This window comes from Pseudomonas sp. RAC1, assembly GCF_030658255.1.
Classification (GTDB): domain Bacteria; phylum Pseudomonadota; class Gammaproteobacteria; order Pseudomonadales; family Pseudomonadaceae; genus Aquipseudomonas; species Aquipseudomonas boreofloridensis.
Genome location: NZ_JAUTXS020000027.1, coordinates 73,566 through 98,983 on the forward strand (window position 1 = coordinate 73,566; position 25,418 = coordinate 98,983).

Below are 25,418 nucleotides of genomic sequence, written 5' to 3' on the forward strand. Positions count from 1 at the left end.
TTCCGCGGGCCGGGACTCATGACCCGGCCCCGGCTCGGGCGACATCACTTCAGATGTCGCAGGGCCTCCTCTGCCATCGTGCGCAACAGTCTGTTCTCGGCTATCTCGTACTCGTACTTGAGCCCCCTGCTGCGCAGTTCGTAGGTCCACTCGTCGATCGCGCGACGCTCGACCTGTACCTCCAACGCCTCCATCCGACCATGGAACTGGTCTGCCAGAGCGTCGAAGCGTTGCGGGTGCAGGACGCGCATCTGCTCGGCCCAGAAAGGTCGTTGAGCAATCGATTCAGCCAGGACCCTGGGCGTTTCTGCAGCCAGCACTTCCTGCTGAGCCGCCGAAAGGTGGCTGCTGGTGACGTTTGCGAAACTTTCGTAATACATTTCGTCAGCATTGATCGGTAATGCCAGAGGCCGGAGCAACCTCTGCCGGTAGTACAAGCGCACCTCGATCTCGTCCACCACCGCCATGGGCTGCTCGCGCATGCGCGCGATATGCCGCGAGGCAATGCGATCGACCTCGTCGAGACGGAACAGTCCCCGGCCAAGCGCGACCAGGCTCGCTTCTGATTCAGTTGCGTTGCCCGCAGCCAGGACACCTTGCGCCATGACGGCGATCTCCATCTGCTCGAGCACCAGTGTCAAGCGATCCTCACAGGTGCCAGGCCCTGCCGCCTCCAGAAACAACCGTTGACGCAGTGCCGTGTGCTGTTCGCACGCTTGCAGGATCTGCCATACCCGTTTGCGATAGTACTGGGGATAGGACTGAACCTCTTCACTCTCGAGCAGGTCGGCGAGAAACCGAAACAGGTCTCTCGAGTCCGCCTCCCCCTGTAACACCGCCCAGATAGCACGGCGTCTGTCGCCCAGTGGCGCACTGACATCGCCAACCCACGCATCGCGCAGCGCGATGTCCACGGGCGCATGCCGGAACGACGGGCTGCCGCGAGCCCCAGACGCAATCCCCGACGCCTGGTCGGCCAAAGCCTCGCTGGTCTCATCCAAAGGATTGTCGTGTAGCGCCGTTCGCTCCAATTGGTCGCGCAACTGACGCAAATCCTCGCGCAACTGGCGAATCTGGTTGTCACGCACGTCCACCCTACCGCGCCAACTGACCTGCTCGGGCAGGGCATTGAGACCGGCATCGCGCAGACGCACTTCGCGCAGACGTCGCAACTGCGTGAGTGCCGGAGCACGTCCCAGCGGATTGTGGCTCAGGTCAAGCACCTCCAGCTCGTGCAGCATTGATAGGGTGCGTTCGCCAGCAGTTGTCAGGCTGATGCGGTTGTTGGCCAGACGTAGCACGCGAAGTCGGGGCATCTGCTCGATGGCCGGTGGAATGGCCTGCAGCCGATTGGCGCTCAGATCCAGCTCGATCAACCGCTCGAAGCGCGTGAGAAATCCGTTGTCGATGTCTTCGAGCGCCATGTTGCGCAGGCGCAGACGGCGTATGTGCGCAAAGCTGACGCCTGAGGGCAAGCTAGGCAGGCTACCGACCGACTCGCCATCGATGAGCAGTACGAAGTCCTCTGCCTGATCGGTGACCTTGCGTCGCCAGCTACGGCGAATCGACGTGGCCACGCGGCGACGCCTGAGCGCATCGAGCGGATTCGACCAGTCTCTCTGCCAACTCGCCAGCGCCTGGCGCAGCCGCCCCAACTGGTCTTGCAATTGCGCATAGTGCTCCCAAAGGCCCACCCGCTGCTGACCCAAGGACTCCAGATAGGCATCCAGCTGCAGGTCATCGAGCGTTGGATAAATCTGATGAATACCGCGTCGTATCGCCTGTCGATCCCCCCCGGCACGCCCACTGAGCGGGTAGCCCAGGCGACCGTCGGCGAAACGACGGGGTGGTGCGAAGCCAGCCTGGGCCCCCCTCATGCCCAGTATCGATGCGGCACGTTCACGATCAATAGCGTGAGTGACCTTGGCCAATAGCGCCGCTTCGCTGGACGCACTTTGGCCCAGAACGCTGCGCTGCTGCGTAGTCAGCCGGTTCAATAATGCACCGATCACGTGATTCGAAGGGGCGTTGGTGCCCTGCACTCGATAGCCATCGGCTGCCCGGACGACCGTGAGCAGCTCCGACGCCTGCAGAGAGCCATGACTGGCCAACAACGGGCCTTGCGCGGTCGTGTCGCGCACCTCGACACGTACAGAGTCCGGCCAGGGCGCATGCTGATCCAACAGCCCCAGCGCCAGTTGCTCGCTGTCCGCTGTGCTCGACCATGGCCAGCGCAACCCCGCACAGGCGCGATCCAGTCGGCGCTGGCGCAAGGCCCAGCGCGCGTGCTCGGCGAGCGAGAGTGGTACCCGTCCGGCGCTGGTCAGCCGTTCGATATCCGCTGTGCCCGCCTGTCCCAGCAGCTCCTGGATACAGCGCAGTGTGAGTCCCGGAAAACTGTCCTTGAGCAGACGTTCATGGGTCGAGTTCGGACGTTGCCGCAAGAACTGTTGTTCCTCCAGTGCAGCCATCTCGGCATCCGGCTGAGCTTGGTGCAGACGAAGCAGGTCTACCAGATCGGCCAGCCGGGCCGGCGCCGGCGCGCTCTCCAGGTGCAGGCGACGCAATTGATCCTGACTCATACCTGTGATCTGCAGCACATCCTCGGCCACTGTATCGGGAATGTCGGCGAAGCCGTCGCCAAATCGGCTCAGCAGCTCACGAGCACCTTGCCAGCGCTGGGGCTGCTCGAGTTCGTGTCGCCAGCCAGACACGCCATTGCTGGAGGCACGCGGGGCATAGGCCCCGCTGCGTGATGGATGAACGATACGCGCCCACTCTTCACCCTCTTCGAACGCGAGCCCGAAGCGGCTTTGCCCCACCGCGATCGCTTGGGCAGCTTCCGGCTGGGGGTAACCGACCAACTGCGGATCCATCAGCCGCAACTGGCCATTATCCAGGCGTATCGGTGCCAGCGCGTCGACAAAACCCAGCCGCTGCACCAAAGCAGCGCCACCCACCGACACCACTGCGCCGATCACCACTTGCTCGGCAATATTCAGCGCATGGTCGATCGCCCCTTTGCGGTCACCGATCTGCCAGTCCCTGTACCCCTCGTACATTTCATCGGCGATCTGCGCCATGCCGACCACCAAGAGCGCCTGACCCAGCAGCGGAACGAAAAACCCTGCCATGCCTACCAAGTCCATGCCCAACGATAAGTAGCTTTGCAGACGTTGCTGCCGGTCTTCCTCGTCCTCGTCACCCGTGGGCACCGCCAGCAATCGGGCATCGTCGAAAAGCGTGTCGATCTGCTGCTGGCGTAAGTAGGGAAACAGAGGTTCTGCCAGCGGCAGGGCACGACCATCCAGATGATCGGTCTGCCCTGCGTCGAGTTTGGCCAGCCGAGCCTGCAACACGCTGAGGAACTGTGGGCGATCACGCAAGCTGACCAAACGCTGGAAAAAATCCTGATAATCGGCCTGGCGAAGACGTTCGGCCTTGGCGCGGTAGAAGGCGTCCCAGGACCGATGGCAGCTTACCGGTCGCTCGGGATCGTTTGGAATCCAGACCAACACCGCGCTGAGCTCGGTTTTTCCGACATCCCGGACCTCGATGCCCACCACACCGCGCAGGCACTTGCCGAGCAGGTGGGGCTGGCACGCCGTGAGCGTTACTGGCAGTGCCGATACGACAGGTGTGCGTGCGAAGACCGGCAGCAATTGCAGGTAGCTGGTCTCGTCCAGCTCGTCCTTCAACTTGGCCGTGCGCACGGCCAACTCCAGATTGGCGCGCCAGCTCTCTTCGAAGACACGATTCACAATTCCACGTGCCTCTCCCGGCGACTGCCCAGGAGCGTCGGCCGGGCGCAGGCACTGCTCCAGACGCGCTTGGTAGGCTTTGCCGATGTCCGTCTGGCGACACAGCCCAGCGAAAGCCTCCAGCCCCAGTGGCAGAGGCTTGCCCTTGGCGTCCAACAGTTGACCCGTGCGCAGAAAATGAGGGCGGGTCTCAACCACATGAAAATTATGCAACGCCGCGCCGAGCAGGCTCTGCTGTGACACCACCGGATAGACCGGACCCGGCAGAGCGGTACCGACCGAAGGCGCCTTCACCTGCCGGGTGATGCGTACGCAGGAACGACGCAGGTCGGTCTCAGGCACGCCCCGGGCCTTGAGCGCTTGGCCCAGCCGCTGTTCGGCGAAGTCGTCGAGCGTTGGGATGCTGTCGAGCAGTGCCGCCAGGCGCTCGGCAGACGCCCGGTGGGTGAACAAGGCACGGCGGTAGAGTGTGAACTGATCGAGACCTGCCTGGGTCAACCAAGGCGGCAAACGGGAAGCGATCAAGGTATCGATGGATTCGGGATGCAGAACAGGGGTCATGGTGGCGTCTCGTTGATGGTGATCATCAGCACACCCGCTCCTGGCAAGCCCCTGGCGGTAATCAGCTAACACCCTACCGCCACTACCGTGATCGTTCGGCATTCCGAACGAGCAAGCAGACCCTATTCGGAAAACCGCACACGGACTGTTTATCCGACGATTCAGAAAAGACTTATTCCAAGTAAATTCGAGACGTTATGATCGATATCAGAGTTTGGCACGAGTCATGCTCTACACTTGGAAGCCGAATGCATACCACACTGGTGTGTTCGTTGAACGAAGAGTCCGCCAACGGCTCCATAAGAAAAACAAACGTCGAGGAAAATTTGATGCGTATCGTTCGTCAATTGCTGGGCGCTGCAATCGCCGCCGCCGTCATCGCTTCGCCGGTCATGGCCGAAGAGCTGACCGGCACGCTCAAGAAGATCAAGGATTCCGGCACCATCAGCCTGGGTCATCGCGACTCTTCCATTCCCTTCTCGTACCTGACGGGCGGCACCGTTCCTCAGGGTTACTCCCATGATGTCCAACTGGCCGTGGTCGAGGCGCTGAAAAAGCAACTGGGCACCGATATCAAGGTCGATTACAAGCTCGTCACTTCCCAGAACCGCATCCCGCTGGTGCAGAACGGCACCGTCGACCTGGAGTGCGGCTCCACCACCAACAACGTCGAACGCCAGCAACAAGTTGGCTTTACCGTGGGCATCTTCGAAGTCGGCACTCGCTTGCTGACCAAGGTCAAGGACGGTCAGCCGGCGTACAAAGACTTCCCGGACCTGGCGGGCAAGAATGTCGTCACCACCGCGGGCACCACCTCTGAGCGTCTGCTCAAAGCGATGAACGCCGAGAAAAACATGAAGATGAACGTGATCTCCGCCAAGGACCACGGTGAAGCCTTCAACATGCTCGAAAGCGGTCGTGCCGTCGCCTTCATGATGGACGACGCCCTGCTGGCCGGTGAAATGGCCAAGGCCAAGAAGCCATCCGATTGGACGATCACCGGCACGCCACAGTCGTACGAAATCTATGGCTGCATGGTGCGCAAGGACGATGCCCAGTTCAAGAAAGCGGTGGATGACGCCATCATCGCCTACTTCAAATCCGGCGACGTCGATAAGAGCTTCAAAAAATGGTTCGAGGAGCCGATTCCGCCGAAGGGTCTGAACCTGCAATTCCCAATGAGCGACGAACTGAAAAAGCTGATTGCCGAGCCTACCGACAAGGCTGCGGACGAAAAGAAGTCCTGACCTCCAGTAGCTAGTGGCCTGGTGCTCCAACGCACCGCAATCGATCCGACAGGCCACTCATTAGTGTCTAACCTTTACTTCCAAGGGCGCCTGCGCCCTCGGAAGTTCAAAGGTGCCCGTGAAACAACCGTCTGAGGGGAAATCCCGATGAATTACAACTGGGACTGGGGCGTTTTCTTCAAGTCCACCGGCGTGGGCGACGAAATCTACCTGGACTGGTACATCACCGGTCTGGGCTGGACCATTGCCATCGCCGTTTCAGCCTGGATCATCGCCTTGCTGCTGGGATCGCTGCTGGGCGTGATGCGTACCGTGCCGAATCGCCTCGTATCGGGCATCGCCACCGCTTATGTGGAACTGTTCCGCAACGTACCGCTGCTGGTGCAGTTGTTCATCTGGTACTTCCTGGTACCGGACCTGCTGCCCGAAGGCCTGCAGGAATGGTTCAAGCAGGATCTCAATCCGACCACCTCGGCACTGATCAGCGTAGTCATCTGCCTGGGCCTGTTCACCGCCGCGCGCGTGTGCGAGCAGGTACGCACCGGCATCCAGGCCCTGCCCCGCGGACAGGAATCGGCCGGGCGGGCGATGGGCTTCAGCCTGACGCAGATCTACATGAACGTGCTGCTGCCGCAAGCCTATCGGATCATCATCCCGCCGCTCACTTCCGAATTCCTCAACGTGTTCAAGAATTCGTCGGTAGCGTCGCTGATCGGCCTGATGGAGTTGCTGGCACAGACCAAGCAAACCGCCGAGTTCTCCGCCAACCTGTTCGAGGCCTTTACCCTGGCCACGCTGATCTACTTCACCCTGAACATGAGCTTGATGCTGCTCATGCGCTTGATCGAGAGGAAAGTCGCCGTGCCGGGCCTGATTTCCGTGGGAGGTAAATGATGGACCTGGATTTCAGTGAAATCATCCCCGCACTGCCAGCCCTGTGGGATGGCATGCTGATCACCCTGCAACTGATGGTCATGGGCGTGCTCGGCGGTATCGTGCTGGGCACCTTGCTGGCGCTGATGCGCCTGTCCTCGAGCAAGCTGATGGCCAACCTGGCAGGGGCCTATGTCAACTACTTCCGCTCGATCCCACTGCTGCTGGTAATCACCTGGTTCTACCTGGCCGTGCCCTTCGTGTTGCGCTGGATCACCGGTGAAGACACCCCGATCGGCGCCTTCACCTCCTGCGTCGTGGCCTTCATGATGTTCGAGGCTGCCTACTTCTGCGAAATCGTGCGCGCCGGTGTGCAGTCGATCTCCAAAGGCCAGATGGGCGCCGCCCAAGCCCTGGGGATGTCCTACGGACAGTGCATGCGCCTGATCATCCTGCCCCAGGCATTTCGCAAGATGACTCCATTGCTGCTGCAGCAGAGCATCATCCTGTTCCAGGACACCTCACTGGTATACACCGTGGGTCTGATCGACTTCCTCAACTCGGCACGCGCCAACGGCGACATCATCGGGCGCTCCCACGAGTTCCTGATCTTTGCCGGTGTCGTGTACTTCATCATCAGTTTCTCCGCCTCCTGGTTGGTCAAGCGCCTGCAAAAAAGGATCACCGTATGATTTCCATCAAGAACGTCAACAAGTGGTACGGGGACTTCCAGGTACTGACCGACTGCACCACCGAAGTCAAGAAAGGCGAAGTGGTGGTGGTCTGCGGCCCGTCCGGCTCGGGCAAGTCCACCCTGATCAAGTGCGTCAACGCGCTGGAGCCCTTCCAGAAGGGCGACATCGTGGTCGACGGCACCTCGATCGCCGACCCGAGGACCAACCTGCCGAAGCTGCGCTCGCGGGTCGGCATGGTGTTCCAGCACTTCGAGCTGTTCCCGCACCTGTCGATCACCGAGAACCTGACCATCGCTCAGCGCAAAGTGCTCGGGCGCAGCGAAGCCGAAGCCACCAAGAAAGGCCTGGCCCTGCTCGACCGCGTGGGCCTGGGCGCCCACGCCAAGAAGCACCCCGGTCAGCTTTCCGGCGGTCAGCAACAGCGCGTGGCGATTGCCCGGGCGCTGTCGATGGACCCGATCGTCATGCTGTTCGACGAACCGACCTCGGCGCTGGACCCGGAAATGGTCAACGAGGTGCTGGACGTGATGGTCGAGTTGGCCCATGAGGGCATGACCATGATGTGCGTCACCCATGAAATGGGCTTCGCCCGCAAGGTCGCCAACCGGGTCATTTTCATGGACAAGGGCCACATCATCGAGGACTGCCAGAAGGAAGACTTCTTCGGTAAACCCGAAGCGCGTCATGAACGCACCCAGCACTTCCTCAGCAAGATCCTGCAGCACTGATGCGCCAGGCGTGCGCCGTCCGCCAAGGCGGCGCACGCTGGTGGTGACAAGGCCACTGTGATGAAATGCGATCCCTCGCTTCTTCGCCCTGCACAGCCTGCCGTGAAATCCCGCCTGATCCGCCAACTGTTTCTACCGCCTCTGATCATCCTGCTGATGGTCGGCCTGGGGTCGGTCGGCTACATGATCAGCGAGAGCAACGGCATCCGCGCTCTCAGCGAGAACGGCGAACGCCAGCTCGAGCTGCATGCGCGCACGGTCGAGAGCGAAATCAGCAAGTACACCTACCTGCCCAGCCTGCTGGAACTCGAAGACAGCGTTTCGCAATTGCTCGCCGACCCCGACGGCGGTCCACGCCAGGCGGTCAACGAATACCTCGAAGGACTGAACCGGCGCAGCCGCAGCCGGGCCATCTATGTGCTCGACACCAACGGCCGGGTCCAGGCCACCAGCAACTGGCGAGACCCCGACTCCTTCCTGGGTGAGGACCTGGCCTTCCGCGCCTATTTCCAGGATGCCGTGCGCGGCCAACCGGGGCGCTTCTACGGCATCGGCAGCACCACTGGCGAGGCCGGCTATTACCTGGCCCATGGCCTGGAAGAGCACGGTCGGATCATCGGCGTGGCGGTGATCAAGGTGCGCCTGGACACGCTGGAGGAGCGCTGGCAGCGCGCGCGGCTGGAAGCCTTCGTCAGCGACGAGAACGGCATCATCATTCTTTCCAGCGATCCGGCGCGCCGGCTCAAATCGGTCCGCCCGCTGACCCCTCAGGTCAAGGAGGACCTGGCGCGCAGCCTGCAGTACTACTGGTGGCCGCTCAACGAGCTGCACCCTCTGGCGCGCGAAGCCCTGGGCGATGGCGTGGAGAAGCTCACCTTCCCGGCCAGCCGCGACAGCGGCCAGGACGCCAGCCACGAAGTCACCTACCTGGCACAGACCCGACGTCTGGCCGATACACCCTGGCACTTCACCCTGCTCACCCCGTTGCAGGACTTGCACCGCGAGTCGATGATCCAAGGCATCCTGGTAGGCGTCGCCTTCGCCCTGCTGGCGATCCTCGGCATCGCCTGGAACGAGCGGCGCAAGGTGATCGCTACCCGCCTGGCGGCCCGCGAAGCACTCGAAGAAGCCAACAGCCAGTTGGAACGGCGGATCGCCGAGCGTACCGCCGACCTGCGCGCCAGCAACGAGCGGCTCAAAGGTCAGATCCGCGAACGCCGTCATGCCGAACAAACCTTGCGTCACGCCCAGGACGAGCTGGTCCAGGCCGGCAAGCTGGCCGCCATTGGACAGATGTCCACCAGCATCGCCCACGAGCTCAACCAGCCACTGGCGGCGCTGCGCACGCTCTCGGGTAATACCGTGCGCTTCCTCGAACGCGGCGCCCTGGACACCGCCAGCACCAATCTGCGCACCATGAACGACCTGATCGACCGCATGGGCCGGATCACCGCGAGTCTGCGCTCCTTCGCCCGCCGCGGCGAAGACAGCGGCCTGGCGTCGCTCGATAGCGCGGTGGAGGCCACCTTGCAGGTGCTGGCCAACCGTATCGGTGCCTGCGGCCTGCAATTGCACCGCGATTTCGACGACCAGGCACTGGCCATCGACCAGACCCGGCTGGAACAGATCCTGGTCAACCTGATCGGCAACGCGCTGGACGCCATGACTGCCCAAGCCCACCCGCAACTGTGGCTGGAGGGCGAACTGGCCGGCGACCGCTACCGCCTGCGGGTACGCGACAATGGCCACGGCATCGACCATGAAGCGCGCAAACACCTGTTCGAACCCTTCTTCACCACCAAACCGGGCGAGCACGGCCTGGGCCTGGGCCTGACGCTGTCGGCCAGCCTGGCCGCTGCGGCCAAAGGCGCCCTGAGCGTCGAACACCCTGCCGGCGGCGGCACCGCGTTCGTCCTCAGCCTGCCGCTGGCAACGCCCGCCACCGACTCGGCCGATACACCATGAACGAAGAGTCCCCATGACCCCAGCTCCCCTGACCGTCCTGATCGTCGAAGACGACCCCCACGTGCTGCTCGGCTGCCAGCAAGCGCTGGCGCTGGAGGACATCGCCTGCGAAGGCGTGGGCAGCGCCGAACAGGCGCTGGAACGTATCGGCGACGATTTCGCCGGTATCGTCGTCAGCGACATTCGTCTACCCGGCATCGATGGCCTGGAACTGCTCAACCGCCTCAAGGCCCGCGACCGCAGCCTGCCGGTAGTGCTGATCACCGGCCACGGCGATATCGACATGGCGGTCGGTGCGATGCGCAACGGTGCCTACGACTTCATGGAAAAGCCGTTCTCGCCGGAGCGGCTGGTGGACGTGGTGCGCCGCGCGCTGGAGCAGCGCGGGCTGTCACGCGAAGTGGTGGCCTTGCGTAAGCAGTTGGCTGGCCAGGGCTCGCTGGAAGCGCGCATCATCGGCCGCTCGCCGGCCATGCAGGCGCTGCGCGAGCTGATCGCCAACGTCGCCGATACCTCAGCCAACGTACTGATCGAAGGCGAGACCGGCACCGGCAAGGAATTGGTCGCGCGTTGCCTGCACGATTTCAGCCGCCGCCAGAGCGCGCCGTTCGTGGCCCTGAACTGCGGCGGTCTGCCGGAGAACCTGTTCGAGAGCGAAATTTTCGGCCACGAAGCCAACGCCTTCACCGGCGCCGGCAAGCGGCGCATCGGCAAGATCGAGCACGCCAATGGCGGCACGCTGTTTCTCGACGAGGTCGAGAGCATGCCCGTCAACCTGCAGATCAAGCTACTGCGCGTACTACAGGAGCGCACGCTCGAACGGCTGGGCTCGAACCAGAGCATCCCGGTGGACTGCCGGATAATTGCCGCCACCAAGTCTGACCTAGACGCGCTGGGCTCCACGGGGCAGTTCCGCAGCGACCTGTACTACCGCCTCAACGTGGTCACGCTCGAGCTGCCGCCACTGCGCGAACGCCGCGAAGACGTCCTCCAGTTGTTCGAACATTTCCTCCAGCAGTCAGCGCTGCGCTTCGATCGTGAAGCGCCGCAATTGGACAGCCAGACCCTGTCGCGGCTAATGGCCCACGACTGGCCAGGCAACGTACGCGAGCTGCGCAACGTCGCCGAGCGTTACGCGCTGGGACTGCCAGCGTTCAAGAAACCCGGCGTCGGCGGCAGCCAGGGCCTGGGCTTTGCCGAGGCAGTCGAAGCCTTCGAGCGCAATTTGCTCAGCGATGCCTTGCAGCGCACCGGGGGTAACCTCAGCCAGGCCAGCCAGGAGCTGGGCATGGCCAAGACCACGTTGTTCGACAAGGTGAAGAAATACGGCCTGGGCTGAGCGCGTCTCACCGACGGCGCGGTTCCAGGCCTAGACGCCAGCCTGCTCAAAGCCCGGCGATGTGCGCCGTTTCCTGGCGATGCGACTTCAGATACGGCAGTACCGCCGCCAGCAGCGGCGCTTTGAACGGCTCCTGGAAACGGTGCGCCAAGCCCGGAATCAAGCGCAGTTGACTGCCCTGGATGTGCGCGGCCAGGTGTACGCCGTGCATCACCGGCAGCAAGGGATCGGCCGTGCCATGCACCACCAGTGTCGGCACCCGCAGGCGATTGAGCAGTTTTACCCGGCTCGGCTCGGCCAGAATCGCCATGATCTGGCGCTTGACCCCCTCCGGATTGAACGCCCGGTCGTAAGCCTGCGCGGCCTGCTGCAACAACACCGCGCGGTCATCGTGCACCGCTGGGCTGCCCAGTGCCGCCAACAAGTCGGCCTGCTGCTCCAGCGCGACCTCGCGGCTCGGTGCGCTGCGCCGGGCGAGCAATTGCACCAACGCCGCGCTCGGCGCCGGTAGGCCCTGGGCGCCGGAGCTGGACATGATCAAGGTCAGGCTACGCACCCGTTGCGGCGCCATGTCCGCCAGATGCTGGGCGATCATGCCGCCCATGCTCACGCCCAGCACATGGAACTGCTCGATGCCCAGCGCATCCATCAGCCCGAGGCCGTCACCGGCCATGTCAGTCAGGCTATAAGGGGCAGCCACTGGCAGCCCCAGCTTGTAGCGCAGCAGTTCGACGGTGAGGTTGGCCGAGGCCGGCGGCTGGTTCCAGCGCGACAGACCGACATCGCGATTATCGTAGCGAATCACCCGAAAGCCCTGGCGGCACAACGCCTCGACCACGTCGTCCGGCCAGTGGATCAGTTGCCCGCCCAGGCCCATCACCAGCAGCAGTGCCGGATCGCCCGGCGTACCGACGCTCTGGTAGACCAGGCTCAATCCCCCCAGCTCGGCGCGCTGCACCGGCACCTGGGCATCGCAACGCCCTGCAGCGAAACCGGCCGGCCCCCCGCACAGCAGCAGAACAATAATCAGAAAGTACCGCATGGACAGAAACACCAGAATGCAAATCCTCAGTAGAGCGCGAGTCTGATGAAATCCGTTAAAGCGCGCTGCCACAGTTGCGTGACAGTTTGATTAAGGTCGCTGAACGGTCATGAATCCTGCAGTCGACACACCGCGCAACATGAGGGAAACTCAACCCCATCTGATTTTCCTCAAAATTTGCTCACGGAGCTGCACGTGCTGGAAATCCGTCACCTGAAAACCCTTCATGCCTTGCGCGAGGCCGACAGCCTTGTGGAGGCTGCCGAGCGCCTGCACCTGACCCAGTCGGCGCTGTCGCATCAGTTCAAAGAACTGGAAGAACGTCTTGGCATGCAACTGTTCGTGCGCAAGACCAAGCCGATCCGCTTCACCAGCGCCGGCCTGCGTCTGCTGCAACTGGCCGACGCCACGCTGCCGCTGCTGCGCGGTGCCGAACGCGACATCGCGCGCCTGGCCGGCGGCACCGCCGGTCGCCTGCACATGGCCATCGAGTGCCACAGTTGCTTCCAGTGGCTCATGCCGACCATCGATCAATTCCGCGACGCCTGGCCGGAGGTGGAGCTGGACCTGGCCTCGGGTTTCGCCTTCGCTCCGCTGCCGGCGCTGGCCCGGGGCGACCTCGACCTGGTGGTGACTTCCGACCCGCTGGACCTGGCCGGCATCACCTACGTGCCGCTGTTCACCTACGAGGCCATGCTCGCGGTGGCCAATCAGCACGCGCTGGCGACCAAGCCCTACATCGTGCCGGAGGACTTGGTCGACCAGACGCTCATCACCTACCCAGTGGAACGCGATCGGCTGGACATCTTCACCCGCTTCCTGGAGCCAGCGGACATCGAACCGGCCGCCGTGCGCACTTCGGAACTGACCGTGATGATGATGCAACTGGTGGCCAGCGGCCGTGGCGTGTGCGGCATGCCCCACTGGGCCTTGCACGAGTACAGCTCGCGCGGCTACGTGAAGGGCAAGCGCCTGGGCGACAAGGGCCTGTTCGCCACGCTCTATGCCGCCGTGCGCACCGACATGCTCGATGCGCCGTACATGCGCGACTTTCTGCTGACGGCCAAGGACACCTCGTTCGCCACCCTCGATGGGGTCAGCGCGGTGCGTTGAGGGCGTCGCGCCACAGCGGCAGAATCAGGTCGCGGGTCAAGGGCGCGAGGGTCAGGGCGCTGGCCTGGTCGGCGGCCAGCCACTGCACTTCCTCGATTTCCGCCGCAGGCGTCACCGCCTCGGCGCAGTGAACGCGAAACAGCTCGGCCTGGACCTCGAAACCCGGCTCATTGGCCGCTGGCGCGCTGAAACGGCCCAGGTGCACCGCCTGCTCGGGATCGATGTGCAGGCCCAGTTCTTCGTGCAGTTCGCGCGCCAAGGCCTGCACCGCCGTTTCGCCCGCGTCGATCTTGCCACCGGGTTGCATGAAGGCCTGGGTGCCGCGTTTGCGCACCAGCAAGGTCCGGCCGGCCGGATCGATGAGCAGGGCAGCGGCGATAGGGATGATCTGGGACATGGGCAGGGCTTCCTCGACGACGGGGCGGGGAGGATACCCGAAAAGGCCCCGTGCGCTTCAAGCCAGACGAATGGCCCCTTGCCAAGCGGGCATTCAGTCGCCATAAACGGGGCATGAACCTGCCCGCCTTGCACCACCCGGCGCTCGACCTGTTCCACCCTGCGGTGGCCCAATGGTTCGGGCAACGCTTCGCCACGGTCACCGCTGCCCAGGCCCGCGCCTGGCCGTTGATCCACGCCGGGCAGTCGATGCTGCTGGCCGCCCCCACCGGCTCGGGCAAGACCCTCAGCGCCTTTCTCGCGGTGCTCGACGAACTGTTCCGCCAAGGCCTGGCGCTCGGCGGCGAGTTGCCCGCGCACACCCAAGTCGTCTACCTCTCACCGCTCAAGGCGCTGTCCAACGATGTCCGCCTGAACCTGCAGGCGCCGCTGGAAGGCATTGCCCAGACGCTCGCCGACCTGGGGTTGCACGCGCCGCAGATCACCACCGCCGTGCGCACCGGCGACACCCCTCAGAAAGACCGCGCCGCCATGCGCCGGCGCGCGCCGCACATTCTGGTGACCACGCCCGAGTCGCTCTACGTGCTGCTTGGCTCGGCGTCCGGGCGCGCCGGGCTGACCCAGGTGCACACGGTGATCGTCGACGAGATCCATGCCCTGGCCGGCAACAAGCGCGGCTGCCACCTGGCGCTGAGCCTGGAGCGTCTGCAAGCCCTGAGCGGACGGGCGCTGCGGCGAATAGGATTGTCGGCCACGCAACGTCCCATCGAGCGGGTCGCGCAGTTCCTGGTCGGGCATGAACGACCCTGCGCCATCGTCGACATCGGCCATACCCGTGCGCGCGACCTGGCCATCGAGGTGCCGCCGGTGCCGCTGGGTGCGGTAATGGCCAACGATGTCTGGGACCTGGTCTACGACCGCCTCGCCACCTTGGCCCGCGAGCACCGTACCACCCTGGTGTTCGTCAACACCCGACGGCTGGCCGAGCGCCTGACCCGCCACCTGAGCGAGCGCCTCGGCCAGGACCAGGTGGCCGCCCACCACGGCAGCCTGGCCAAGGAGCACCGGCTGGCGGCAGAACAGCGATTGAAAGCCGGCGAGTTGCGGCTGTTGGTGGCCACCGCCTCGCTGGAGCTGGGTATCGATATCGGCGAGGTCGACCTGGTGTGTCAAATCGCCTCGCCCGGCTCCATCGCTGCTTTCCTGCAACGCGTGGGCCGCTCGGGGCATCAGGTCGATGGCATTCCCAAAGGCCGATTGTTCGCGACCTCCCGCGACGACCTGATCGAATGTGCGGCCCTGCTCGACTGCGTACAGCGTGGCGAGCTCGATGCCCTGCACCTGCCAGAAGCCCCGCTGGATGTCCTGGCCCAGCAGATCATCGCCGAAGTCAGCAACCAGCCGTGGCCCGAGCAGGCGCTGCTGGACTGCCTGCGCGCCGCCACGCCGTACGCCGCGCTCAGCGATGAACGCTACCAGGCGGTGCTGCGCATGCTTGCCGAGGGCTACAACGGCCGCCAGGGTGTGCGCAGCGCGTACCTGCACCGCGACGCCGTCAGCGGCACCTTGCGCGGTCGGCGTGGCAGCCAGCTGGTCGCCTTGACCAGCGGCGGCACCATTGCGCAGACCGCCGACTACGCCGTGCTGCTCGAACCCCAGGCGCTGAACATCGGCAGCGTCAACGAGGATTTCGCGGTGGAGAGCCTCGCCGGCGACATCTTCCAGTTGGGCAACGCCTCCTACCGCATTCTGCGGATCGAGCCAGGCCGCGTGCGGGTCGAAGACGCCCAGGGGCTGGCGCCGAACATCCCGTTCTGGATGGGCGAAGCGCCGGGACGCAGCGACGAGCTGTCGGCGGCGGTGGCGCGTCTGCAACAGGGCCTGGATGCGCAGTTGCAACGCCAGACCGACGACCCCGACGCCGTCCTGAACTGGCTCATGACGCACTACGCATTGGGCGAGGACAGCGCCCGTCAGTTGCTCGACTACCTGGGGCGGACCTGGCACGTGCTCGGCGCCCTGCCCTCGCAGCAGACGCTGGTGATGGAGCGCTTCTTCGACGAATCCGGCGGCACCCAACTGATCATTCACGCCCCCTTCGGCAGCCGCATCAATCGCGCCTGGGGCCTGGCCCTGCGCAAGCGCTTCTGCCGCACCTTCAACTTCGAGCTGCAAGCGGCGGCCAGCGAAGATGCCATCGTGCTGTCGTTGTCCACCAGCCATAGCTTCGAACTGGACGAGGTGTGGCGCTACCTCTCCAGCCGCAGCGCCGAGTCGATCCTGATCCAGGCGCTGCTCGACGCGCCGCTGTTCGGTGTGCGCTGGCGCTGGAACGCCGCCACCGCGATGGCGCTGCCGCGCTACGTCGGCGGGCGCAAAGTGGCCCCGCAGATCCAGCGGATGAAGAGTGAAGACCTGGTGGCGTCGGTCTTTCCCGACCAGATCGCCTGCCTGGAAAACCTGGTCGGCGAACGCCAGGTGCCGGACCATCCTCTGGTGCAGCAGACGCTGGACGACTGCCTGCACGACGCCATGGACAGCCAGGGCTGGCTGGCCTTGCTGCGGCGCATGGAGCGCGGCGAAGTGCGCTTGCTCGCCCGTGATCTGCCAGCCCCGTCGCCCCTGGCCTCGGCCATCCTCAACGCGCGGCCCTATGCCTTTCTCGACGACGCGCCGCTGGAAGAACGGCGCACCCAGGCGGTGCTCAATCGACGCTGGAGCGACGTGCACAGCGCCGATGACTTGGGCGCCCTGGATGCCGAGGCGATTCACGCCGTCGCAATCGAGGCCTGGCCGCAACCGCGTGACGCCGATGAACTGCACGAAGCGCTGATGAGCCTGGGCGTGCTCACCACCGACGAGGTGCAGGCCAACCCAGGCTGGGACGCCCTGCTCGCGGACTTGACCCACGGGGGGCGTGCCTGTCGCCTGGAGACGGCCGACCTAGGCCTGTGGCTGCCCCGTGAGCGACTCAAGGCGCTGACCACCTTGTACCCCGGCGCCGTCCTGACGCCTGCGGTGCAGGCCCTGCCGGGCTTCGACCAGCCTGTCGCTGCCGACGACGCCCTGTGCGAGTTGCTGCGCGCCCGCCTCAGTGGCTTCGGCCCACAGACGCTGGCGCAGATCGCCGAGCCCTTGGGTCTGCGCGAAACCCAAGTGGAACAGGGCCTGGCACGACTGGAAGGCGAAGGCTATCTGCTGCGCGGACACTTCAGCCCTGCGCAACCGGCCTTGCAGTGGTGCGAACGGCATCTGCTGGCGCGGATTCATCGTTATACGGTCAAGCGTCTGCGTCGGGAGATCGAGCCGGTCAGCCTGCAGGACTTCATGCGTTTTCTGTTCGACTGGCAGCACCTGAGCGTCGACGAACGCTTGCGCGGTCCCCAGGCCGTGACCGTGGTACTGGCGCAACTCGAAGGCTTCCCTTGCGCGGCCGGGGCCTGGGAAGCGGACGTGCTGCCCACCCGTATCGGCGACTACAGCCCACATTGGCTGGATGACGCCTGCCGCAGCGGTCAGTGGGCCTGGACCCGGCTCACCGGTAGCGTGTCGAGCAGCACGCTGTCGAGCACGCCGCTGGTGTTGCTGCCACGCGAACGCCTGGGCCTGTGGCGCAGCCTGACCTGCGGCGCCGATCCCGACACGCTGGGGCCGCGGGCGCAGCGCGTGCACCAGGCCTTGCAGGCGCACGGCGCCTTGTTCTTCGACGAACTCGTCGATGAGGCGCGCCTGTTGCCCAGCGAATTGGAGACGGCGCTGCAGGAACTGGTCGGCTCAGGACTGGCCGCAGCCGACGGCTTCAGCGGCTTGCGCAGCCTGATCACGCCCGTGGGCAGGCGCACCGCGCGGCATGGCCGGCGCAGCCATGCGTCCTTCGCCAGCCCCATGCTCCAGGCCGGGCGCTGGTCATTGCTGCGCCGTGGCAGCCTCGAACAGGACAACGACGAGCGCCTTGAGTACATCGCCCGCGTGTTGCTGCGCCGCTATGGCGTGATCTGCTGGCGCCTGCTGGAGCGTGAAAGCGAACTGCTGCCGCCCTGGCGCGATCTGCTGCGCTGCTATCACCGACTGGAAGCGCGCGGGGAAATCCGTGGCGGTCGCTTCATCGCCGGGCTCGCTGGCGAGCAATTCGCCCTGCCCGAAGCCGTGGCCTCGTTGCGCCAGGTACGCCGGCGCGAGGCGAAGGGTGAGGGGGTGATGGTCAGCGGCAGCGACCCGTTGAATCTGCTCGGCACGTTACTGCCGGGCACCAAGCTGCCAGCGCTGAGCGCCAATCGCCTGCTCTACCGCGACGGCGTACCGGTGGCCGCACGGGCAGGCGGCACGTTCCGCTGCCTGGTCGAGGCCACCGGCGAGGAGCAAAACGCATGGCGCCAGCACTTGCTGCGCGGCGCCCCGATACGCAATCCCTGACCGGCTCGACGCGGCGGCGGGTGCGCGCTTATTTCGCCTGCCCGGCAAACCCGGCAAAGCGCTTGTTGAACCCGGCCACACGCCCCTCGACCGTGGTCTTGCGCTGCTGGCCGGTGTACACCGGGTGCGATGCGCTGGACACATCCAGCGCCACGCAGGGGTAGGTCTGGCCATCGGTGTGCCGATGCGTGCGGTCGGTCTCGACCGTCGAGCCAATCAGGAAGAATGCGTCCGCTGCCGTGTCGTGGAACAGCACGGGGCGGTAATCGGGATGGATGCCTGCTTTCATGGAAGTACCCTCGGATCGAAAGAGATACTTTATAACATAATATTTTGAGAATGATTTTTGATACCGAAGATTTCATTTGCTCGTGCTACCTCAGACTGGCCAATGCTTGCCGCGGCGGGCTAAGGTCGAGGTTCGACCGAAGCATTCGCAAGGGAATTTCGCATGAGTCTGTCACTTCTGAGCCGTTACGCTGTGTTCGCCGGGTGCGTGCTGTTCACCCTGGCCAGCCTGCCCTTCCTGCACCACGAATGGTTGTGGCCCTTCACCCTGACCACCGCCGTGCTCAGCCTGCTTGGCCTGTTCGACCTGCTGCAGACGCGCCACGCGGTGCGCCGCAATTACCCGATCCTTGGCAACATCCGTTACCTGGTCGAGGGCATCCGCCCCGAGATCCGCCAGTACCTGCTGGAATCGGACAGCGACGCGCTGCCCTTCTCCCGCGCCCAGCGTTCGCTGGTCTACGCCCGGGCCAAGAACGAGGCCTCGGACAAACCCTTTGGCACGCTCATCGATGTGTACGAGTCCGGCTTCGAGTTCATCGGCCACTCGATGCGTCCGGCACCGTTGGCCGATCCGGCGAGCTTTCGCATCGACATCGGCGGGCCGCAGTGCAGCCAACCCTACTCGGCGTCGATCTTCAACATCTCGGCGATGAGCTTCGGCTCACTGAGCGCCAACGCGATCCGCGCCCTCAACCAAGGCGCGCACCTGGGCAACTTCGCCCATGACACCGGCGAGGGCAGCATCAGCCCTTACCACCGCGAACACGGCGGCGACCTGGTCTGGGAACTGGGTAGCGGCTACTTCGGCTGCCGCAGCGCCGACGGGCAGTTCGATCCGGCGCGCTTCGCCGAACAGGCGGCCAACCCACAGGTGCGCATGATCGAAATCAAGATGAGCCAGGGCGCCAAGCCCGGTCACGGCGGCATCCTGCCCAAGCACAAGGTCACCCAGGAAATTGCCGACACGCGCGGCATCGCCATGGGCGAGGACTGCATCTCGCCCTCGCGCCACAGCGCCTTTTCCACGCCCATCGAGATGATGCAGTTCATCGCCACGCTGCGCGAGCTGTCGGGCGGCAAGCCGGTCGGATTCAAGTTCTGCCTGGGCCATCCGTGGGAATTCATGGGCATCGCCAAGGCCATGCTGGAGACCGGCATCCTGCCCGACTTCATCGTCGTCGACGGCAAGGAAGGTGGCACCGGTGCAGCGCCGGTGGAGTTCACCGACCACATCGGCGTGCCGTTGCGCGAGGGGCTGCTGTTCGTGCACAACACCCTGGTGGGCCTGAACCTGCGCGACAAGATCAAGCTCGGTGCCAGCGGCAAGATCGTCAGCGCCTTCGATATCGCCAGCGTGCTGGCCATTGGCGCCGACTGGGCCAACTCGGCACGCGGCTTCATGTTCGCCATCGGCTGCATTCAGTCGCAGAGCTGCCACACCAACAAATGCCCCACCGGCGTCGCCACCCAGGACACCCTGCGCCAACGCGCGCTGGTGGTGCCGGACAAAGCCCAGCGTGTGCTCAATTTCCACCACAACACCCTGCGCGCGCTGGCCGAAATGCTGGCCGCCGCCGGTCTCGAGCATCCGGCGCAACTGGAGGCCAAGCATTTGGTACGGCGCATCAGCGCAACCGAGATCAAACTGTTCTCGCAGATGCACGTGTTCCTCAAGCCCGGCGAGTTGCTGACCGGCGAAGTGGACGGCCAGTTCTATTCGCGGATGTGGCAGCTCGCCCGTGCCGACAGCTTCGAGCCGCACAGCGAAATCGCCGCCTGAGGCATACCCGTCCCACACCCCATGACAAATTTTTCACCAAACCCGGTCAGCGTCTAAGCTTCAGACAAGCAAGACGAAACTACCTGGCCGGACTGGAACACTATGGGCGTACTGTGGCACTCGGAACAGAGCAGCACCCAAGCGACCGAACCACCTCTGGCCGATGCCCCACAGCCGAAGACGCCTCGTCAACGCCGCCTGTGGTGGCGCCTGATCGTTCTGATCGTGCTGGTGGCCTTGGTGGCAGCGGGCTTGGCCGTGCGTGAAGAGGTGCAGACTTCGCAACTGCAATCGCGCGAGTTCAGCGCGCTGGCCAGTACCCTCACCTATTCGCTCGAGCGCGGCCCGAGCGACGCCATCGTCTATCCAGGCGACGGCCCGTTCGACAAGCGCCTGGGCTACAGTGCCCTGGGCCAGTTCCTGCCAAGGTTGCTCAAGCGCGACTACCTGATCAGCGAACAGGTGCGCTTCTCCCCGGCACTGATGCGCTATGTCGATCACGGCCTGTTCGTCCCCTACGTGGAAAAGGACCAGGCCGGATTGTCGATCACCGACTGCCGTGGCGATGCCCTCTACCAGTACCGTTATCCCCAGTACCTGTACGATCGCTTCGCGGACATACCGCCGGTAATCGTCAACAGCCTGCTGTTCATCGAGAACCGTGACCTGCTCGACCCCAGCAACCCGCGCAGCAACCCGGCGGTGGACTGGCCGCGTTTCGCCAAGGCCGCCTACAGCCAGGTGGCCAAGCACCTGGCCCTGCCGGGGCAGTCGGCCGGTGGCAGCACCTTGGCCACGCAGTTGGAAAAGTACCGCCATTCACCGGACGGTCTGACGGTCAGCGGGGCGGAAAAAATTCGCCAGATGATTTCTGCCAGCGTGCGCGCCTATCAGGGCGGTACAGACACCACCGTGGCGCGCCAGCGCATCGTGCGCGACTACCTCAACAGCGTGCCGCTGTCGGCAGTGCCTGGGCACGGCGAGGTGCATGGTCTGGCCGAAGGACTGCGGGTCTGGTACGGCGCCGATTTCGCCGAGGTGAACCAGGCGCTGGCCGCCAGCGCCACGGACGCGCAGAGCCTGGCTGCACGCGGCGTGGCCTTGCGCGAGGTGCTGTCGCTGATGATCGCCCAGCGCCGGCCCTCCCATTACCTGTCCAAGGGTCGAGAAGAACTGGCCGAACTGACCGATGCGCACATCCGTGTGCTCGCCGCCAACGCCATCGTCGACCGCCCGCTGGCCGAAGCCGCGCTGGCGAGCAAGGCGGTCTACCGCGACTGGGTGGCGCAGCCGACCATCGTGCCGATCGTCACCAACAAGGGCATCAGTCTGGCCCGTAACCGCCTGGCAGCCATGCTCGATCGGCCGCTGTACGACCTCGACCGCCTCGACCTGTCGGCCACCAGCACCCTGCAGGCCGAGTTGCAGACCCAGGTCAGCCAGTACCTGAAGAACCTCGCCGACCCCGCGTTCGCGGCGCAGATGGGCCTGATCGGCGAGCGCCTGCTGACCAGTCGCACCACCGACCAGGTCAGCTACAGCTTCACCCTGTTCGAGCGCACCGCCGATGGCTCGCGGGTCAGGGTGCAGACCGACAGCACCAACCAGCCGTTCGACATCAACGAGGGCAGCAAGCTGGAACTGGGTTCCACCGCCAAGTTGCGGGTACTGACCACCTATCTGGAAATCATCGCTGAGCTGCACGACCAGTACGCCGGCAAGTCAGTGGCCGACCTGCGCAAAGTGCCGGTGGCCGACCTGGACCGCATCAGCCAGTGGTCGCTGCAGTGGTTGATGCAGAACAACAAGGATCAGAACCTCGACGCCATGCTCGACGCGGCGCTGGAGCGCACCTATTCGGCCAATACCGGCGAGGCCTTCTTCACCGGCGGCGGTCTTCACCGCTTCAACAACTTTCGCCGCGAGGACAACGGTCGCAACCCCAGCCTCAAGGACGCCTTGCGCGAGTCGATCAACCTGCCCTTCATCCGCCTGATGCGCGACCTGGTGCGTTACGTCACCTACCAGCAGCCCTACAACCGCGAGCCGCTGCTCAAGGATGATGCCGATCCACGTCGCCAGGAATACCTGGCACGTTTCGCCGACCGGGAAGGCACCAACTACCTGATGCGTTTCTGGCGCAAGTACCAGCGCAAGACCTCCCAGCAGCGCCTCGACACCTTCCTCGATGGCATGCGCGTGACCCCGCAGCGCCTGGCCGCAGTGCATCGCTACCTGTTCCCCGACGCCAGCCAGGACACCTTCAACGCCTTCGTGCGCGCCCATGCCACCAAGGACAAGGCCGCCATGGCCAGGCTCAACGACGGACGCCTGGCCGAGATGTACGCGGCCTACGGTCCCGGCAAATTCGACCTGCCCGACCAGGGTTTCATTGCCAAGGTGCACCCACTGGACCTCTGGCTGCTGGGCTATCTGCTGCGCAACCCAGGCGCGAGCGCCGCCGACATGGTCAAGGCCAGCCGCTTCGAGCGCCAGGAGGTGTACAGTTGGCTGTTCAAGAGTCGCCATCAGGGCGCACGCGACAGCCGCATCCGCACCATGGTCGAGATCGAGGCATTCCTCGACATCCATCAACGCTGGAAACGCGTCGGCTACCCGTTCGATCACCTGGTGCCGTCGCTGGCCACCGCCATCGGCAGCTCGGGCGACCGGCCTGCCGCGCTCTCGGAGTTGGTGGGGATCATCCAGAACGATGGCGTGCGCCTGCCGACCCTGCGTATCGACACCCTGCATTTCGCCGCCGACACCCCCTACGAAACCCAGCTCGTCAGCGATCCGGACCGGGGCCGGCGCATTCTCAAGGTGGAGGTGGCGCGCGCCCTCAAAGGCGCCATGTCGCAAGTGGTCGATGCCGGTACGGCGCGGCGCATCTCCGGCAGCTTCAAGCTGCAAGACGGCACCTCGCTGGTGATGGGCGGCAAGACCGGCACCGGCGACAACCGTCTGCAAAGCTATGGCGCGGGCGGGCGACTGATCGCCTCGCGCTCGCTCAACCGCACCGCCACGTTCGTGTTCTTCCTCGGCGATAACCACTTCGGTACGCTCACGGCCTTCGTCCCCGGCCCCAGCGCCGAAGCCTTCACGTTCACCTCGGCCCTGCCGGTACAGGTGCTCAAGGGCATGGCACCGATCCTCATGCCTTATCTTGAGCCGGGAAACCCCAACGAATGCAAGGCGCCTCGGTTGGCCCTGCGCTGAACGGCCTTACGCATCGAAAAACCAGATGATAATCATCCGCATTTAAGACTTGAGCCTGGATATCGGTGGCGTAAGCTGTCGCGACGTCTCTCTACCCAGGGTCGTTCTCAACGGGCGTGAACCCTACGATCTTTTTCAGCCCCACTGAGCTGGGGCGCGCCGAGAGCGACCGGAACGCCGAGGTCCCCATGAGCGATACCATCCACCGCGTCAACCACGAAATCCGCCAACGCCACCTGCACGTGCTGCGGGTCACCGACCTGACCCCACGCATGCGCCGCATCACCCTCGGTGGCCCGGAACTGGCTGGTTTCACCAGCCTGGGCAGTGACGACCACGTCAAGGTGCTGTTCGGCTGCACCCCCGAGCAACAGCAGGCGATCGACACCCGCAGCCTCGGCCGCGACGGCAGCGTGCGGCCGACCATGCGCGAGTACACCCCGCGGCGCATCGACCTCCAGGCCCTGGAGTTGGACATCGATTTCGTGCTGCACGGCGACGGCCCCGCCTCCACCTGGGCCGCCCAAGCTGCCCCCGGCCAGACCCTCGACATCGCTGGGCCGCGCGCGTCGATGGTGGTGCCGGACATCTTCGACAGCTACTTACTGATCGGCGACGAGACCGCCATTCCCGCCATCGCCAGGCGCCTGGAAACCCTGCCGGCCGGGCGTCAGGTGCTGGCGGTGATAGAAATCGAGAATGAACAGGAGCGCCAGGCGCTGCCGAGCCAGGCCCAGGTGGAGGTGATTTGGCTGCGGCGCCAGGCAGAAAACGTGGCTGATTTCGTCGAGCATCTGGCATTGCCGCAAGGCCGGCTGTATGCCTGGGTGGCACTGGAGAAAACGCTGACCCGCCAGGTCAAGGCGCTGCTGCTGGACAAAGGGGTTGCAGAAGACGCGTTGAAAGCGGCCGCCTACTGGCGAGCGGATGGCGCCGCGGACGATGAATGAGGGGGCTGATCAGGCGTGTCGCCGTGACCACAGCCGGTCCACGCCCAGTACCGCCAGGCCGATCGCCCAGAACCCTGCCAGCACGCCCGACGCGTTGAGCATCACCTGGGCGTAACCGAGACTGGCGACGTCGACGAAAGGATAGGGATAGACCCCGATCTCATGCCCGCGCCACAGGATGAACAGAAAATACAGCAGCGGGTAAAGCGTCCAGGCGCCCAAGTGCCAGAGCCGCAAGTGCCCCTTGGGCACCGCCAGGCACCAGTACAACGCGAACACCCCTGGCATCACATCGTGCAGCAGCTCGTCGGCCAGGCGCTGCCAGCCTTGCGGGTGCCAGAGGTTACGCAATAGCAGGCTGTAGGTCAGCGCCACCAGCACGATACTCACCAGCACACCGGCACTCACGGCCGGGCGCAGGAACCAGCGCCGCGCCGGCGACTCGCGGCCAAAGGCGGCATAGCTCAACACCGTCGCCACCAAGGTGTTGCTTAGCACGGTAAAGAAACCGAACAGGTTGATCAGGCCGCCGATCAAGCTGGCCTGCTCCTGCCAGCGCGACCACAGCACCAGATACAACTGCACCGCCAACCCTGTCCAACCCAGCCAGGCCGCCACGCTCAGCCAAGGACGCGGCCACCTCAACTGCGGCGCTGCAGCGTGACGTACAACTGCTCGACCTTTTCCCGCGCCCACGGCGTCTTGCGCAGAAATGTCAGGCTCGACTTGATGCTCGGATCGCTCTTGAAGCAGCGGATATCCACACGTTCGGCCAGGCCCTGCCATTGGTAATGGGCCACCAGTTCGGTGAGGATCTGCTCCAGTGTCTTGCCGTGCAACGCAGTGTGTTGGGCCGTGCTCATGCAGCGCTCCTGTCCAAAGATGCGCACCTTACACCAGTGTAGGCGGCCGGTGGCGGTCGATTCGGCGCCCAGCGCCCGCGCGCCGGCACTTTCATACACGCCTTGACGAAGGCGTGCACAAATTCCTGGCCAGAGACAATACGGTCGTGATGAAATGGCAATGTTATATTGTATCAATTAAT

At 64.5% G+C, this 25,418-nt stretch carries 17 protein-coding genes; 11 read left to right on the forward strand and 6 right to left on the reverse strand.

The window, feature by feature from the left end; genetic code table 11:
- Positions 1–44 precede the first annotated feature (44 nt).
- Entirely contained in the window at positions 45–4,322 is a 4,278-nt protein-coding gene (locus Q7C30_RS08225; protein WP_317871223.1) for an NEL-type E3 ubiquitin ligase domain-containing protein, read from the reverse strand.
- Between the two features lie 329 nt (positions 4,323–4,651).
- Here Q7C30_RS08225 and Q7C30_RS08230 point away from each other — a divergent pair, with 329 nt between their 5' ends.
- The 6 genes from Q7C30_RS08230 to Q7C30_RS08255 all read left to right on the forward strand — a co-directional run bounded on the left by Q7C30_RS08230 (position 4,652) and on the right by Q7C30_RS08255 (position 11,169).
- Positions 4,652–5,569, forward strand: coding sequence for a glutamate/aspartate ABC transporter substrate-binding protein (locus Q7C30_RS08230; RefSeq protein WP_317871224.1), 918 nt, complete (start codon positions 4,652–4,654; stop codon positions 5,567–5,569).
- 147 nt (positions 5,570–5,716) lie between these two features.
- Positions 5,717–6,463, forward strand: coding sequence for an amino acid ABC transporter permease (locus Q7C30_RS08235; protein WP_039575926.1), 747 nt, complete (start codon positions 5,717–5,719; stop codon positions 6,461–6,463).
- Entirely contained in the window at positions 6,463–7,134 is a 672-nt protein-coding gene (locus Q7C30_RS08240) for an ABC transporter permease subunit (RefSeq protein WP_317871225.1), read from the forward strand. Before Q7C30_RS08235 ends, Q7C30_RS08240 begins: the two co-directional genes overlap by 1 nt.
- Positions 7,131–7,865, forward strand: a complete 735-nt coding sequence (locus Q7C30_RS08245) for an amino acid ABC transporter ATP-binding protein (protein ID WP_317871226.1) — start codon at positions 7,131–7,133, stop codon at positions 7,863–7,865. The genes Q7C30_RS08240 and Q7C30_RS08245 overlap by 4 nt, the downstream gene beginning before the upstream one ends.
- 60 nt (positions 7,866–7,925) lie before the next feature.
- Positions 7,926–9,830: an ATP-binding protein gene (locus Q7C30_RS08250; RefSeq protein WP_116887694.1), complete on the forward strand. Its 1,905-nt coding sequence runs from the start codon at positions 7,926–7,928 to the stop codon at positions 9,828–9,830.
- A gap of 13 nt (positions 9,831–9,843) precedes the next feature.
- Positions 9,844–11,169, forward strand: coding sequence for a sigma-54 dependent transcriptional regulator (locus Q7C30_RS08255; protein ID WP_317871227.1), 1,326 nt, complete (start codon positions 9,844–9,846; stop codon positions 11,167–11,169).
- 46 nt (positions 11,170–11,215) lie between these two features.
- Here Q7C30_RS08255 and Q7C30_RS08260 read toward each other — a convergent pair whose 3' ends face one another.
- Positions 11,216–12,211 carry an alpha/beta hydrolase gene (locus Q7C30_RS08260; RefSeq protein WP_317871228.1) on the reverse strand — a complete coding sequence of 332 codons (996 nt, stop codon included), beginning with the start codon at positions 12,209–12,211 and terminating at the stop codon, positions 11,216–11,218.
- A gap of 195 nt (positions 12,212–12,406) precedes the next feature.
- Between Q7C30_RS08260 and metR the strand changes: the two genes are divergently transcribed.
- Positions 12,407–13,324: a transcriptional regulator MetR gene (gene metR, locus Q7C30_RS08265; protein WP_039575916.1), complete on the forward strand. Its 918-nt coding sequence runs from the start codon at positions 12,407–12,409 to the stop codon at positions 13,322–13,324.
- Here the strand turns inward: metR and Q7C30_RS08270 are convergent.
- Complete coding sequence (locus Q7C30_RS08270) at positions 13,308–13,721, reverse strand: NUDIX domain-containing protein (RefSeq protein ID WP_317871229.1); 414 nt, start codon at positions 13,719–13,721, stop codon at positions 13,308–13,310. The two genes, metR and Q7C30_RS08270, sit on opposite strands and share 17 nt — an antisense overlap.
- Positions 13,722–13,834: 113 nt before the next feature.
- Here Q7C30_RS08270 and Q7C30_RS08275 point away from each other — a divergent pair, with 113 nt between their 5' ends.
- Positions 13,835–18,133 (forward strand): DEAD/DEAH box helicase, encoded by a 4,299-nt coding sequence (locus Q7C30_RS08275; protein WP_317871230.1) that lies wholly within the window; start codon positions 13,835–13,837, stop codon positions 18,131–18,133.
- A 28-nt stretch (positions 18,134–18,161) separates the two neighbouring features.
- On the opposite strand, the gene Q7C30_RS08280 is transcribed toward Q7C30_RS08275, so the two are convergent.
- The gene (locus tag Q7C30_RS08280) at positions 18,162–18,422 is read right to left on the reverse strand and encodes a type B 50S ribosomal protein L31 (RefSeq protein ID WP_317871231.1); all 261 of its coding nucleotides are present in this window, start codon (positions 18,420–18,422) and stop codon (positions 18,162–18,164) included.
- Positions 18,423–18,584: 162 nt separating this feature from the next.
- Here Q7C30_RS08280 and Q7C30_RS08285 point away from each other — a divergent pair, with 162 nt between their 5' ends.
- The 3 genes from Q7C30_RS08285 (at position 18,585) to Q7C30_RS08295 (ending at position 24,373) form a co-directional block, all read left to right on the forward strand.
- On the forward strand, positions 18,585–20,204 hold the full coding sequence (locus Q7C30_RS08285; protein ID WP_039575906.1) for an FMN-binding glutamate synthase family protein: 1,620 nt from the start codon (positions 18,585–18,587) through the stop codon (positions 20,202–20,204).
- A 102-nt stretch (positions 20,205–20,306) separates the two neighbouring features.
- On the forward strand, positions 20,307–23,423 hold the full coding sequence (locus Q7C30_RS08290) for a transglycosylase domain-containing protein (RefSeq protein ID WP_317871232.1): 3,117 nt from the start codon (positions 20,307–20,309) through the stop codon (positions 23,421–23,423).
- A gap of 188 nt (positions 23,424–23,611) precedes the next feature.
- Positions 23,612–24,373, forward strand: coding sequence for a siderophore-interacting protein (locus tag Q7C30_RS08295; RefSeq protein WP_317871233.1), 762 nt, complete (start codon positions 23,612–23,614; stop codon positions 24,371–24,373).
- 9 nt (positions 24,374–24,382) lie between these two features.
- Here the strand turns inward: Q7C30_RS08295 and Q7C30_RS08300 are convergent, their stop codons facing one another.
- Both Q7C30_RS08300 and Q7C30_RS08305 read right to left on the reverse strand, forming a co-directional pair.
- Entirely contained in the window at positions 24,383–25,018 is a 636-nt protein-coding gene (locus tag Q7C30_RS08300) for a Pr6Pr family membrane protein (RefSeq protein WP_317871234.1), read from the reverse strand.
- Complete coding sequence (locus tag Q7C30_RS08305; RefSeq protein WP_116887687.1) at positions 25,015–25,236, reverse strand: VF530 family protein; 222 nt, start codon at positions 25,234–25,236, stop codon at positions 25,015–25,017. Before Q7C30_RS08305 ends, Q7C30_RS08300 begins: the two co-directional genes overlap by 4 nt.
- Positions 25,237–25,418: the final 182 nt, after the last annotated feature.

What these genes read in the sequence shown, in the direction of transcription:
- Q7C30_RS08225 (WP_317871223.1), bottom strand. Translation starts at nt 4,322, where the DNA reads ATGACCCCTGTTCTGCATCCCGAATCCATCGATACCTTGATCGCTTCC.
- Q7C30_RS08270 (WP_317871229.1), bottom strand. Translation starts at nt 13,721, where the DNA reads ATGTCCCAGATCATCCCTATCGCCGCTGCCCTGCTCATCGATCCGGCC.
- Q7C30_RS08235 (WP_039575926.1), top strand. Translation starts at nt 5,717, where the DNA reads ATGAATTACAACTGGGACTGGGGCGTTTTCTTCAAGTCCACCGGCGTG.
- Q7C30_RS08295 (WP_317871233.1), top strand. Translation starts at nt 23,612, where the DNA reads ATGAGCGATACCATCCACCGCGTCAACCACGAAATCCGCCAACGCCAC.
- Q7C30_RS08290 (WP_317871232.1), top strand. Translation starts at nt 20,307, where the DNA reads ATGGGCGTACTGTGGCACTCGGAACAGAGCAGCACCCAAGCGACCGAA.
- Q7C30_RS08230 (WP_317871224.1), top strand. Translation starts at nt 4,652, where the DNA reads ATGCGTATCGTTCGTCAATTGCTGGGCGCTGCAATCGCCGCCGCCGTC.
- Q7C30_RS08260 (WP_317871228.1), bottom strand. Translation starts at nt 12,211, where the DNA reads ATGCGGTACTTTCTGATTATTGTTCTGCTGCTGTGCGGGGGGCCGGCC.
- Q7C30_RS08285 (WP_039575906.1), top strand. Translation starts at nt 18,585, where the DNA reads ATGAGTCTGTCACTTCTGAGCCGTTACGCTGTGTTCGCCGGGTGCGTG.
- Q7C30_RS08245 (WP_317871226.1), top strand. Translation starts at nt 7,131, where the DNA reads ATGATTTCCATCAAGAACGTCAACAAGTGGTACGGGGACTTCCAGGTA.
- Q7C30_RS08250 (WP_116887694.1), top strand. Translation starts at nt 7,926, where the DNA reads ATGAAATGCGATCCCTCGCTTCTTCGCCCTGCACAGCCTGCCGTGAAA.
- Q7C30_RS08240 (WP_317871225.1), top strand. Translation starts at nt 6,463, where the DNA reads ATGGACCTGGATTTCAGTGAAATCATCCCCGCACTGCCAGCCCTGTGG.
- Q7C30_RS08280 (WP_317871231.1), bottom strand. Translation starts at nt 18,422, where the DNA reads ATGAAAGCAGGCATCCATCCCGATTACCGCCCCGTGCTGTTCCACGAC.
- Q7C30_RS08255 (WP_317871227.1), top strand. Translation starts at nt 9,844, where the DNA reads ATGACCCCAGCTCCCCTGACCGTCCTGATCGTCGAAGACGACCCCCAC.
- Q7C30_RS08305 (WP_116887687.1), bottom strand. Translation starts at nt 25,236, where the DNA reads ATGAGCACGGCCCAACACACTGCGTTGCACGGCAAGACACTGGAGCAG.
- Q7C30_RS08275 (WP_317871230.1), top strand. Translation starts at nt 13,835, where the DNA reads ATGAACCTGCCCGCCTTGCACCACCCGGCGCTCGACCTGTTCCACCCT.